The sequence below is a fragment of the Bacillus sp. S/N-304-OC-R1 genome, assembly GCF_019749375.1.
GTDB lineage: Bacteria > Bacillota > Bacilli > Bacillales > Cytobacillaceae > Cytobacillus.
This window is the reverse complement of record NZ_JACWFE010000001.1, coordinates 775,961-788,370: the sequence shown is the minus strand read 5'-3', so window position 1 is coordinate 788,370 and position 12,410 is coordinate 775,961. Positions and strand designations below refer to the sequence as shown.

Genomic DNA, 12,410 nt, shown 5'->3' with positions numbered 1-12,410 from the left:
TGTCAAAAAGAGGTGTACAATTAAATAGTAAGAGGTAAAAATAAGTACGAGCACACAAAAGCAGTCATTGTTAAGCAAGGAGATTTTCAATGGATTTAGAGTGGCTTAAAGATTGGTTCACACTAGAGCATATTATGGATTTAATAGATAAATATCGTTCCTTTGGTTTGCTGCCAGGTATTCTGTTGCCTATGCTTGAAGCTTTCTTGCCATTCCTGCCGCTATTTTTATTTGTGATGGCTAATGCAAATGCCTTTGGACTATGGCTTGGTTTTTTACTCTCATGGATTGGCGCAACAGCAGGAGCTTTGCTAGTATTTTTACTTGTTCGGAAATATGGGCAGCGGCGGATTCTGCAGTTCCTAAGAAAGCATCAGCAAGTTCAAAAGCTAATGACTTGGGTGGAAAAACATGGGTTTGGTCCTTTATTCATTCTTCTATGTTTTCCATTCACACCTTCAGCAGTTGTTAATATAGTCGCTGGTCTTTCAAGAATTGGCATTGCCCAATACATGCTCGCGGTCCTAACTGGAAAACTCGTTATGATCTTTACGATGAGTTTTATCGGATATGATATTAAATCACTTATAACTCAGCCGATAAGGACTGCGATTGTAGGCGTTATTATCTTTATACTTTGGTATGTAGGCAAGAGAATAGAAAAAAGAATGAATATAAAGTTGGAGAAAGAGAAGCACTTTCAAGATTAACTATTTTGAAGGAGGGAGAAATTTGAGTGAAGGATTAAAAAAAGAAGGAATTGAATGGATAAAAGCATTTGCTGTTGGCATCATTATTTTTGCTTTTATTCGGACATTTTTCTTTTCAAATTATGTTGTTGAAGGTGAGTCAATGATGCCTACTCTTGAAAATGGCAATAAATTAATTGTCAACAAGATAGGTACACATATTGGAGAACTGCACCGTTTTGATGTTATTGTTTTTCATCACAGCAAGGAAGAGGATTTTGTAAAAAGGGTTATCGGTTTGCCGGGGGATAAAATCGAATACCGTGATGATGAGCTTTACATTAACGGTGAAAAGGTGCCTGAACCGTATTTAGAGAAGTACCGAAAAGAAGCGATTGGCAGTAAGCTGACAGGGGATTTTACGTTAATGGAGCTGACAGGAACTGAAACCGTTCCAGAAGGGAAGTTATTTGTCCTTGGAGATAATCGTGCCAAAAGCTGGGACAGCCGTCATTATGGCTTTGTCTCAATTGATCAGGTTGTAGGAAAGGTTAATTTAAGATATTGGCCACTTGATGAAATGGATATTTCTTTTTAATAAAAATTACGAATCCCATTCTTCTAAAGACTCGAAAACTCGAGTCTTTTTTTTGCAGGAAAGTATTTCATATTTAGCGAATTAAACAATTATATTAAAGTACAGTGGAAAATTTTTTTGAATACATAAGTCAGAAGATTTAGATTCTTGAGAAAAGAGGGAAGTGATTTGTTCAAATCTTTGCCCATTATCCGAACGAAGCTTCTCGTTCCTGATGTAAAAATAGAATCAATTAGAAGACCAGCACTTACGAAGAAAATGAGAAGTATTTCCCGATATCCTCTAACAATTATTCATTCAGGAGCAGGCTATGGAAAAAGTACTGCGCTTGCTCTCTATGTGAAAGATGAAAATAAAACTTGCTGCTGGTATGCAATCTCTGCTGCGGATGATGATATCCTTCCTTTTTTGACATATTTAATATGCTCTATCCAGACATCTTTCCCGGAGTTTGGAAAGAATTTAGCTCTCATGATGAAGGATATGGACAGGTATATAAGAGATGAAGAAATCAGTATGCTCTGCTCTCTGTTTATTAATGAACTGCTTTCTATACAAACAGACTTATATATCATTCTTGACGATTTTCATCAAATTGAGCAATCCTACACAGTTAATCGATGGATGGAAAAGCTGCTTGAACATATTCCTGCTAATATTCATTTTATTATTTCAAGCAGAAGCCGTCCCTCATGGAAGATGCTTCCGAAAATGAAGGTTTGTCATCAGCTGCTAGAAATAACGAAAGATGATTTAGTTATGTCAATAGATGAAGCAGAACTTCTGTTAAATGACTACTATGACATAAATATAAGCAAAGCAGAATTAGAACAGATATATTTACTAACAGAGGGCTGGGTCATTGCATTAGGAATGATAGCACAGCAGATTTCTGAAGATGGAAGTATTTCTAATTTATATACAAAATCATCACATTCCCTTCACGATTTATTTCAATACCTAGCTTTAGAGGTTTTTGCTAAACAGCCTCCGATTATACAGCAATTTCTAGAGCAGACGAGTATATTTGATGAATTTAGTGAGGAGATTTGTAACTCTATAATAGGGATTACAGGATCAGCCTCCATACTGAATCAAATTATCGAAAAAAATCTTTTCATGTACCGTATAGGGGAAAATCAATATAAATATCATGCTTTATTTAAAGAGTTCTTGGAAAATCAATTTAGGGCAAAAGATCCTGAAACCTTTCGCGCACTCCATGAACAAACAGCCAGATTCTTTGAACGAAGAATGCAATGGGAAGAAGCCGTCCTGCATTATGAAAAGGTAAAAAATTTTTCTGCAGTTGCATCTGTATTAAATGAAGTGGGATCAAGGATGCTCGAGAATGGAAAATTAGAAAATCTGTATGACCGTCTCATGTTCTTACCAAATTCGGAGAAAGATAAGTTTTCCTCTCTATGGTTCTTACAAGGGGAAATACTTAGATATTGGTCAAAGTATAAAGAAGCGGAGAGCTGCTACACTAAGGCTGCAAACATTGCAGAAGAAAAAAATAATTTGTTAGAGAAGAGCAGGGCGCTTGAAGGGCAGGCGAAAATTTACTTAGATACAATCCAGCCACATATAGCTGAAAGAATACTTTTTCAAGCAATCGAAATAAGAGAAACATACGAGATTGAATCAAAAGCAGAAACTTCAAAGCTTTATCAGCTTCTTGCAGAAAACCTCTTAAACCTCGGACAATATTTAAAGGCAGAAAAATGGATTAAAAGGGCAAGGAATTTAAATGTTTCACAATTCAATAGCAGTATTGAAGCTAGATTATATTTAAGGACCGGAAGATTCGAGCAGGCAAAAAAAGTTTTAATGGATGAGAAACAAAGAGAAGGCCATGAAAAAACAAATCTGCCGCAATCCCATCGGGAAATCGATATTCTTCTATCATTGATTGAGGCTTTAACTGGAAATGGAAATCAGGCAAAGGTTTTGGCACAGGAAGGAATTCAGCATGGTATAGGCATTAAAGCCCCTTTTGTTGAAGCTTGTGGCTGGATACGAATGGGGCATGCAATCCAAATTGTAAATGATTATGATCAAAATTTAGCAGAAAAATGTTATAAAACGGCACTCGATATGATGAATCGGCTACAAATTGAAAGAGGAAAAGCGGAGCCGTTAATGGGACTATGTTTATTGTATGGGAGCAGAGGAGAATTTGAAAGATCCATTGCAGCAGGAGAAGCTGCACTTAATGAGACGAAAAAGGTGAAGGATATATGGCTATCAGCCCTTATTCAGCTTTCAATGGGGATTTCATCTATAAATAACGGGGATTATTCCATAGCATCTGATTATATAAGTCAGTCTATTACTCTATTTAATCAATGTGGGGATCAATTTGGAAAAATGCTGTGTTTATATTGGCAATCCTATATGTTCTATAATCAAAACGAATATTCATTGTTTTTGGAATGTCTCCCGCTGTTATTTAAGGAAGTTCAGAAGGGTGAATATGAGTTTATTTTTCATAGAAGGACGATGTTTGGTCCAAAGGATTTGCAAATATTTGCGCCAGTCTTAATTGAGGCACAGAGGCAAATGGTCATGCCACACTATGTTGCTAGGCTTATGCAGGAAATGAAATTATCAAAGTTTGATTTCCATCCAGGGTATACTCTTAGGATGAATACGTTAGGAAAATTTCAAGTATGGCTCGGTGAAAAGGAAGTGGAGGAAAAGGATTGGCAGCGAGGAAAGGCGAAAGAATTGCTGCAGCTCTTTATTTCAAATCATCATAAATTGATTCCGAAAGAGGAGATATTTCAGCTATTATGGGCCGACCAGGATGAAAAAAGTGCTGCACGGGATTTTAAAGTGGCGTTAAATGCTTTAAATAACGTGCTTGAACCAAATCGGAAAGCAAGGAGGACTACTTTTTTTATCATTCGTGACGGTACAGCATACGGAATAAACCCAAGTGCTGTATTGGAAATAGACAGTCTTATTTTTGAACAATGGGTAACAGCCGGATTAGAGGAAAAGAATTCTAAGAAGGCAATGGACTATTTGGAGAAGGGTCTTGCCCTTTACAGAGGCGATTATTTGCCCGAACGCCGATTTGATGACTGGTGTCTCAATGAAAGAGAACGGCTGGCCGTATTTTTTATTAGAGCAGCGGAAAAGCTTGCACAGCTTTATGTAAGAAATGAGGAGTATGATAAAGCAATTCATTGGTGCATCAAAATTCTCGATAAGGATCGTACTTGGGAAGAAGCTTATAGGCTTACAATGTATTGTTACTATCGTAAAAACAATCGACCATTTGCTCTAAAATGGTATCAAAAATGCTGTGAAACGTTAGAAGAGGAGTTAGGAGTTTCACCACTTGATCCTACTCGCCACATGTATGAAATGATTCTGCAATCAGGGAATAAACCAAACTCAGTCAGGCAGCCATAATGGCTGCCTTTTCTAATATGTAACTCATTTGTAACCCGAATACTTTATGATGAGTTCAAAGCTAAGGGCTTTAACTTATGAAAATTTAAGGGGGAAGGAAGTTTATGAAAGCACTGTCGCGAAAAATAGGTTTTATAGGGCTGCTGATCCTCGTCATGCTTTTTAGCAGTGCATGCAGCAGTACAGAACAAGCTGGAAACGAAAATAAAAACACGAACGAAAACACAAACCAAAACACAAATAATGAAAATGAACAAAAAGAAACGAAAAACAGTGAACCTATTAAAATAGGAGTTCTTGCTTCACAAACAGGCGGGCTGGAATCGTACGGAAAGCAAACGCTGCAAGGCTTTGAGCTCGGTCTTGATTATGCGACAAACGGAACTAGAGAAGTAGCTGGAAGAAAGATTGAAGTGTTTATCGAGGACACGGAGACAAAGCCTGAAGTGGCGGTCCAAAAAGCTACCAAATTGCTAGAAGAAAAAGGAGTCGATTTCTTAGTTGGATCATCTAGCTCAGGAGACACGCTTGCTGTCCTTCCACTAGCAGAGGAGTATAAAAAAATTATGGTTGTGGAACCGGCAGCAGCAGATACGATTACTGGATCAGAATTTAATAAATATATTTTCCGGACTGCGCGAAACTCGTCCCAGGATGCAGTTGCAGGTGCAGCAGCGATTGCGGCAGAAGGAGTGAAAATTGCTACACTTGCACCAGATTACTCATTCGGTCGTGATGGAGTTGAAGCATTCAAGGAAGCGGCTATGAAGCTTGGTGCAGAAATTGTCCATGAGGAATATGCCGACCCTGCTGCAACAGATTTTACTTCAAATATCCAAAAAATTATTGACGCAAAACCAGATTATTTATTTGTAGTTTGGGCAGGAGCAAACTCCCCTTGGAACCAAATTGCTGATATGAAGGTACAGGAAAAGGGGATAAAAATTTCTACTGGTGCCCCGGATATTCCGGCGTTGGCAACGATGGAGCCGCTTATTGGCATGGAAGGCTTTACTGTCTACTATCACGAATTGCCAAACAATGATATTAACAAATGGCTCGTAGAAGAGCATAAAAAGCGTTATAACGGGGAAGTGCCAGACTTATTTACTCCAGGAGGCATGAGTGCAGCTATTGCTATTGTAGAGGCATTGAAGAAAACAGAGGGAGACGCAAGTGCTGATACATTAATAGCAGCGATGGAAGGCATGAGCTTTGAAACACCAAAGGGCAAGATGACTTTCCGTCCAGATGATCATCAGGCGCTTCAGTCCTTATATGCTATCAGATTAGAGAAAAAGGATGGCGTTCCTTATCCAGTTCCAGTCTTAATTCGTGAACTTAGCCCTGAGGAAACAGAGCCGCCAATTCGAAACAAATGATTTCAAAACGATTAAATAATGAACTTCGGTACAGTACCGAAGTTCATTATTTCTATCAAACTATATAAGGGGTGGTGAAAAAAGTGAAAGCCATTATAGAAACAAGAGATTTATCGATTTCCTTTGGCGGGCATAAGGCTGTGGACAGTGTGAGTATATCAGTTCCGGAAAATCATTTTAAGTCGATTATTGGTCCTAATGGTGCTGGGAAAACAACCTTTTTTAATTTATTAAGCGGGCAATTAGCAGCAACAAAAGGGCAGATATTTTTCAAAGGGAAGGAAATTACAAAACGATCTCCGACCGAAAGAACCCGCCTAGGAATTGGAAGGTCGTTTCAAATTACAAATGTTTTTCCGAATTTGTCAGTCTTAGAGAATGTCAGGCTGGCCGTGCAATCTCAAGCAGGGACTCGCTTTCAAATGCTCGCTCATTATAAGAAGTATAAGGAATTTGAAGAAAAGGCAGAGGCGTGGCTTGAGCTTGTTCTACTTCAAAATAAAAAGGAAATTTTGGCAAGAAATTTAGCTCATGGTGAAAAGAGAAAGCTTGAAATTGCCATGCTGCTCGCTTTAAATACTGAGGTATTGCTGCTTGATGAGCCAACTGCCGGAATGTCAGTTGAAGAAGTGCCAGCTATTTTAGAAGTGATTAAGAAAATTAAACAAGCTCGAAATAGAACCATAATATTAATCGAGCACAAAATGGACATGATTTTGGATTTATCAGATTCAGTTATGGTTTTATTCAATGGGAGATTACTAGCTGACGGAACTCCAGAAGACATAATGAAAAATGAGACAGTTCAGTCTGCGTATTTAGGAGGTCTATACGATGACAGCGCAGCTAAAGCTTAGTGAAATAGAGACGTATATTGGACAATATCATATTTTGCAGGGAATTTCTTTTGAAGCTCGTAAAGGCGAAGTTACTGTTCTTCTTGGAAGAAATGGTGCGGGAAAGACTACTACTCTGCGTACGATTATGGGGATGAATCCTCCGGCAAAAGGAAGTATTTCTTATAAAGGAGAGGAAATTCAAGGCTTGCCCACCTATTCAGTAGCTCAAAAAGGAATTGGCTACGTCCCGGAAGATCAGGGGATATTTGCCGGTTTAACAGTAGAAGAAAATATGAAAGTAGCGATGAAAGATGAAAGAGATGAAACAAAGGAAAGGCTAGACTGGATATTAGCGTTATTTCCAGATTTGAAGACATTTTGGAAAAAGCAGGGCGGTTTATTAAGCGGTGGACAAAAACAAATGCTTTCGATAGCAAGAGCCTATATTAATGACAATGATTTACTTTTAATAGATGAACCAAGCAAGGGGCTGGCGCCAATTGTCGTTGAAAAGGTGATGGAAACGATTGTGCAAATGAAGGATCAAACTACGATCGTCCTTGTTGAACAAAATTTTATGATGGCGAGCACAATAGGGGATCAATTTTACATTATTGATGATGGCAGGACGGTAAGCGAAGGTCCGATGGCTAGATTAAAAGAAGATGAAGACATGAGGAGAAAGTATTTGGGCATTGCATAAAGAGAGGAGGTAAAGGGCATGGAATTAATAATCAATTTAACATTAAACGGTCTTGCAACAGGAATGCTTATCTTTTTGCTTGCTGCTGGCCTGACATTAATCTTCGGTCTCATGGATGTGTTAAATTTTGCCCATGGCGGTCTTTTTGCTTGGGGTGCCTATAGCGGGACATGGCTTTATGCAATGACAGGGAGCTTCTTGGCTGCCATTGCAGGAGCAATAATAACAGGACTCATTTTAGGTTTGCTTACCGAGAGATGGATTATCAAGCCAGTCTATGGAAATCATATACAACAAATATTGATCACACTCGGACTCATGCTTGTATTATCAGAGCTGTTAAAAGTTGTATGGGGGCCGAATCAATTATCAGCCTCACCTCCCCCTTATTTAGCGGGAAGCTGGGAGATTGGCAATGTCATTATCATAAAATATCGGGTATTCATTATTGCTGTCGGTTTATTAGTATTCGGACTTGTTCAATACGTTTTGAAAAAGACAAAAATCGGCTTGATCGTAAGAGCAGGAGTTATGGATAAGGAAATGGTACAGTCACTTGGGATTAACATCCAACGGGTGTTTATGTTCGTTTTTATGATAGGGGCAGGAATGGCGGCACTTGGTGGCGTGATGCTTGGTCCCTATTCGGGGGTCATCTATGCAGAAATGGGACTGGAATTTGCGATATTAGCATTCATAGTTGTGGTAATTGGTGGGATGGGCAGCTTCCCAGGCTCGATTCTAGCAGCTATTTTGGTCGGATTATCTGGATCATTTATGGCTTACTATGTTCCTTCACTTTCTTTAGCTGTCAACATGCTATTAATGGCAATAGTTTTGATTTTTAGACCACAGGGATTGTTTGGATTGAAGGGGTGAGGATGATGAAAATAGGGGCTGCCAATAAAGTAAATATTGTTTATATAGCTACAGCCATTTTTCTCCTACTATTGCCGTTTTTTTATGAATCTAGAACTCTCTTTATTTTATTAACTCAAGTATTTATATTTGCTATTTTTGCGATGAGCTATGATATATTGTTAGGTTTTACAGGAATTGTCTCCTTCGGCCATGCAATGTTTTTTGGGATAGGCGCTTACACAATTGGTGTTTTTATGAAACGGTTTGAGCCAACATTACCGTATTTTTTGTTAGCGGTATTAGTAACAATTATTCTAACTGCAATTGTTAGCTTAATACTTGGTTTATTGACTTTACGGCTAAAGAGCCATTTTTATGCGATGCTGACATTGGCCTTTTCGGGTCTATTTCTCGTTTTAGCAGAAAAGTGGCGAACTGTAACGTATGGAAATGATGGGTTTACGTTTCGAATTCCAGAGATTTTTAAAGATCGAACAGATTTTTATTTAATATGTCTTGTCATGATGATAGCGGTATTTATTATTCTCAGACGATTTACTAATTCTCCATTAGGCAGGGTATTGCAGGCGATTAGAGAAAATGAGCAAAGAACAGAATCGTTAGGGTATAGCATTCTGCATTATAAGGTCATTGCCAGTGTGATCTCAGGTGTTATGGCGGGCATGGCAGGTCTTCTCTATTCGATGTCGCTGCGCTTTGTGAATACAAGCGTATTCACGATGGATATAACACTTGATGCACTGCTCATGACAATCATTGGAGGGGTAGGAACGTTAGTAGGAGCAGTTATTGGTGCAGGCCTAATTGAGTTTGCACATCACTTTCTGACTGAATTGGCAAAGGTTCATTGGATTTTTGAAAGATGGATTATTTTCTTCGGAATTATTTATATTTTGGCCGTTATGTTTTTCCCAATGGGAATTGTCGGTACCTTTAAGAAGATAAAATTTAACCACAAGAAAACAAAAACGAGTAAGTCAGAAGAAAAAATCGCCGGCTAGGAGGAGAGAGATGGAGCACCAGCAAATTGCTTCTTTTGTTGTTCGTTTTCATTTGGCAAATATTGATGTACAGAACGGCAAGAAGAAATGGCGCATTAAAGTAACACATGTTCAGGAAGATATCGAAATATTATTTGAAACACTTGATGATGCAATGTACTTTATGAGGAACATTATCGGTGACAGCTAATGGAGGGGACAGGAATGAACATAGGAATTCTAAGCACCGGGCTTTACCTTCCTGATCAATATATATATGGGGAAGAAATTGCAGAAAAGGCAGGAATTCCTAAAGAGATTGTGGAAAGTAAGATGGGAATTAAAAGGAAAATGATTCCCGGTCTAGAGGATCATACATGCCAAATGGGTATTTGGGCAGCAGAACAGGCAATGAGGAAGGCAAACATCGATCCTTTAACCATTGACCTTATCATTTATATTGGCGAGGAATATAAGGAATATCCACTTTGGACAGCAGGCATTAAGCTTCAGGAGGAAATTGGTGCGTTAAATGCATGGTCTTTTGATGCGGCATTAAGGTGTGGAACGACGGTCATGGCTTTAAAAGTAGCCAAAAATATGATGATAGCTGATCCAGAAATCAACACGGTTCTCTTAGCAGGGGGATATCGTAATGGTGATTTTATTGATTATACGAACCCGCGGACAAGATTTATGTACAATCTTGGGGCTGGCGGGGGTGCGATTATTTTACAAAAGGGACTAAAGAGAAATTTATTATTGGAAACGGAAATGAAGACAGACGGATCATTTTCAGAAGACGTTGTAGTTGTAGCTGGAGGAACGAAACATCCGCTGACAGCTAAGACACTTGCCGAAGGAAAATATAAGCTTGACGTGCTTGACCCCGAAGGCATGAAAACGCGTCTTGAAAAAAAATCAATGCAAAACTTCCTTCATGTGATCAGGCAATCTGTCCAGAAAAGCGGATATTCTGAACAGGATATCCAGTATATTGGAATGCTCCATATGAAAAAGTCGGCACATGACTATGTTTTAAAAGAATTAGAATTAACTGAGGATCAATCAATTTATTTAGATGAGTATGGCCATATTGGACAGATTGACCAAATTCTATCGCTAGAGCTTGCTGAAAGGTCAGGGAAAATAAAGAATGGTGATCTAGTTGTCCTTGTAAGTGCAGGTATAGGCTATGCCTGGGGGGCAACTGCAATAAAATGGGGGAGTGATTTAGAATGACTGAGATCATGATAAAAAATGTTGACCTTCCAAATGGTGAAACCATTTTCTACCGTGAAAGATCAGGCGGAAGTCAAAACGTTCTGCTAGTTCATGGAAATATGAATTCATCCAAGCATTGGGATGTTGTACTAGAAAGAATGGATTCAAAATATAAGCTTTACGCCATTGATCAACGGGGTTTTGGATTATCAACCTATCGTCAGCCGATTTACTCTATTAAAGACTTGGCTTACGATCTAAAGTCATTTATAGAAGCAATAGGATTAAAAGATTTTTCAATCATTGGCTGGTCATTAGGAGGAACAGTCTGCATGCAGTACGTTGCGGACAATCCTCAGGCATGTGAGAAAATGATTTTACTTGCATCAGGCTCTACAAGGGGATATCCGCTTTATGAAATTGATGAAAAAGGAATGCCGGACTTAAATAGACGAGTTGAAACTTATGAGCAGACAAAACTTGAGAAAGCGAAGGTCATTACAACTGTAGAGGCATATGCTTCGAAAAATCGTGACTTTTTACGAATGGTGTACGATGCAGTCATTTATACGAAAAACAAACCCAATCCAGAGCGTTATGAAGAGTATATTGATGATATGCTTACCCAAAGAAATTACCCAGAAATGCTTCATGCATTAAATACGTTTAATATTAGCGGGAAGTTTAATGGATTAATGGAAGGAACAGGAGAAGGTGAAAAAATAAAAATTCCTACACTTGTTCTTTTGGGAGACCGTGATTTAGTTATTTCAAGGCAAATGAATGAAGAAATATTAGAAGATATTGGTGAGAATGCGAGTTTTATAGAATTAAAAGATTGTGGTCATTCACCGCTTATTGATGACTTAGAACAGCTGCTTAATGTGATGTCTGAATTTTTAGATAGATAAAGGGGGTTTAAGTATGAGATTAAAAGATAAGGTTGCCGTTATTACAGGCGCTGCAAATGGGATTGGATTTGCAGCCGCAGAGAAGTTTGCTCGTGAAGGCTCGCTAGTCGCACTGGCAGATTATGATGCGGACTTAGGTTCAGAAAAAGCAATGGAACTAAAGGAAAAAGGATTGCAGGTTGAGTTTTTCCAGGTAAATGTAGCAGACCGGGAAAGTATTGAGGGAATGGTTGCTGCGGTTAAAGATACATTTGGAAGTATTGATATTTTAGTTAATAATGCAGGAATTACACGAGATGGAATGTTATCTAAGCTATCTGCCGAGGATTTTCAGGCAGTGCTGGATGTTAATTTATCGGGAGTTTTTCATTGTACCCAAGCCGTTCTTCCTGTCATGCTCGAACAAGGAAAGGGGAAAATTATCAATACCTCTTCTGTTTCAGGGGTTTACGGAAATATTGGCCAAACGAATTATGCCGCCTCCAAAGCAGGTGTCGTAGGAATGACGAAAACCTGGGCAAAGGAGCTTGGGAGAAAAGGAATTAATGTGAATGCAGTCGCCCCGGGATTTATTCATACTGGGATGACGGCAAAGGTTCCAGAGAAGGTAATTGGCCAAATGAAAGAGATGATTCCGCTAGGACGCCTTGGAAGCCCGGAGGATATTGCCAATGCCTATTTATTCCTTGCTTCAAATGAATCTGATTATGTCAATGGGACCGTTCTTCATGTCGATGGTGGAATTATGATGTAACTAATCTGTAACTCTCTTTTTC

At 38.7% G+C, this 12,410-nt stretch carries 12 protein-coding genes; all 12 read left to right on the top strand.

The window, feature by feature from the left end; genetic code table 11:
* The first annotated feature begins 89 nt into the window (after positions 1–89).
* Positions 90–710, top strand: a complete 621-nt coding sequence (locus tag H0173_RS03895) for a TVP38/TMEM64 family protein (protein WP_221844692.1) — start codon at positions 90–92, stop codon at positions 708–710.
* A gap of 22 nt (positions 711–732) precedes the next feature.
* Complete coding sequence (lepB, locus tag H0173_RS03890) at positions 733–1,287, top strand: signal peptidase I (RefSeq protein ID WP_221844689.1); 555 nt, start codon at positions 733–735, stop codon at positions 1,285–1,287.
* Between the two features lie 168 nt (positions 1,288–1,455).
* Positions 1,456–4,713 (top strand): AfsR/SARP family transcriptional regulator, encoded by a 3,258-nt coding sequence (locus H0173_RS03885; protein WP_260630987.1) that lies wholly within the window; start codon positions 1,456–1,458, stop codon positions 4,711–4,713.
* Positions 4,714–4,817: 104 nt separating this feature from the next.
* Positions 4,818–6,095 (top strand): substrate-binding domain-containing protein, encoded by a 1,278-nt coding sequence (locus H0173_RS03880; RefSeq protein WP_221844687.1) that lies wholly within the window; start codon positions 4,818–4,820, stop codon positions 6,093–6,095.
* Between the two features lie 83 nt (positions 6,096–6,178).
* Positions 6,179–6,952: an ABC transporter ATP-binding protein gene (locus H0173_RS03875; protein WP_221844685.1), complete on the top strand. Its 774-nt coding sequence runs from the start codon at positions 6,179–6,181 to the stop codon at positions 6,950–6,952.
* Positions 6,930–7,637, top strand: coding sequence for an ABC transporter ATP-binding protein (locus H0173_RS03870; RefSeq protein WP_221844684.1), 708 nt, complete (start codon positions 6,930–6,932; stop codon positions 7,635–7,637). Before H0173_RS03875 ends, H0173_RS03870 begins: the two co-directional genes overlap by 23 nt.
* Positions 7,638–7,655: 18 nt before the next feature.
* On the top strand, positions 7,656–8,516 hold the full coding sequence (locus H0173_RS03865) for a branched-chain amino acid ABC transporter permease (protein ID WP_221844682.1): 861 nt from the start codon (positions 7,656–7,658) through the stop codon (positions 8,514–8,516).
* Between the two features lie 2 nt (positions 8,517–8,518).
* Entirely contained in the window at positions 8,519–9,520 is a 1,002-nt protein-coding gene (locus H0173_RS03860; protein WP_396021174.1) for a branched-chain amino acid ABC transporter permease, read from the top strand.
* Between the two features lie 10 nt (positions 9,521–9,530).
* On the top strand, positions 9,531–9,710 hold the full coding sequence (locus H0173_RS03855; RefSeq protein ID WP_221844680.1) for a hypothetical protein: 180 nt from the start codon (positions 9,531–9,533) through the stop codon (positions 9,708–9,710).
* A 14-nt stretch (positions 9,711–9,724) separates the two neighbouring features.
* Positions 9,725–10,741 (top strand): 3-oxoacyl-ACP synthase, encoded by a 1,017-nt coding sequence (locus tag H0173_RS03850; protein ID WP_221844678.1) that lies wholly within the window; start codon positions 9,725–9,727, stop codon positions 10,739–10,741.
* Positions 10,738–11,634: an intracellular short-chain-length polyhydroxyalkanoate depolymerase gene (phaZ, locus tag H0173_RS03845; RefSeq protein WP_221844676.1), complete on the top strand. Its 897-nt coding sequence runs from the start codon at positions 10,738–10,740 to the stop codon at positions 11,632–11,634. The genes H0173_RS03850 and phaZ overlap by 4 nt, the downstream gene beginning before the upstream one ends.
* A 13-nt stretch (positions 11,635–11,647) precedes the next feature.
* Positions 11,648–12,388 (top strand): 3-oxoacyl-ACP reductase FabG, encoded by a 741-nt coding sequence (fabG, locus tag H0173_RS03840; RefSeq protein WP_221844674.1) that lies wholly within the window; start codon positions 11,648–11,650, stop codon positions 12,386–12,388.
* The last annotated feature ends 22 nt before the right edge of the window (positions 12,389–12,410 follow it).

Excerpts from the sequence above, each read along its gene's own strand:
- H0173_RS03895 (WP_221844692.1), top strand. The coding sequence starts at position 90 with ATGGATTTAGAGTGGCTTAAAGATTGGTTCACACTAGAGCATATTATG.
- H0173_RS03880 (WP_221844687.1), top strand. The coding sequence starts at position 4,818 with ATGAAAGCACTGTCGCGAAAAATAGGTTTTATAGGGCTGCTGATCCTC.
- H0173_RS03870 (WP_221844684.1), top strand. The coding sequence starts at position 6,930 with ATGACAGCGCAGCTAAAGCTTAGTGAAATAGAGACGTATATTGGACAA.
- H0173_RS03865 (WP_221844682.1), top strand. The coding sequence starts at position 7,656 with ATGGAATTAATAATCAATTTAACATTAAACGGTCTTGCAACAGGAATG.
- H0173_RS03860 (WP_396021174.1), top strand. The coding sequence starts at position 8,519 with ATGATGAAAATAGGGGCTGCCAATAAAGTAAATATTGTTTATATAGCT.
- H0173_RS03855 (WP_221844680.1), top strand. The coding sequence starts at position 9,531 with ATGGAGCACCAGCAAATTGCTTCTTTTGTTGTTCGTTTTCATTTGGCA.
- H0173_RS03850 (WP_221844678.1), top strand. The coding sequence starts at position 9,725 with ATGAACATAGGAATTCTAAGCACCGGGCTTTACCTTCCTGATCAATAT.
- phaZ (WP_221844676.1), top strand. The coding sequence starts at position 10,738 with ATGACTGAGATCATGATAAAAAATGTTGACCTTCCAAATGGTGAAACC.
- fabG (WP_221844674.1), top strand. The coding sequence starts at position 11,648 with ATGAGATTAAAAGATAAGGTTGCCGTTATTACAGGCGCTGCAAATGGG.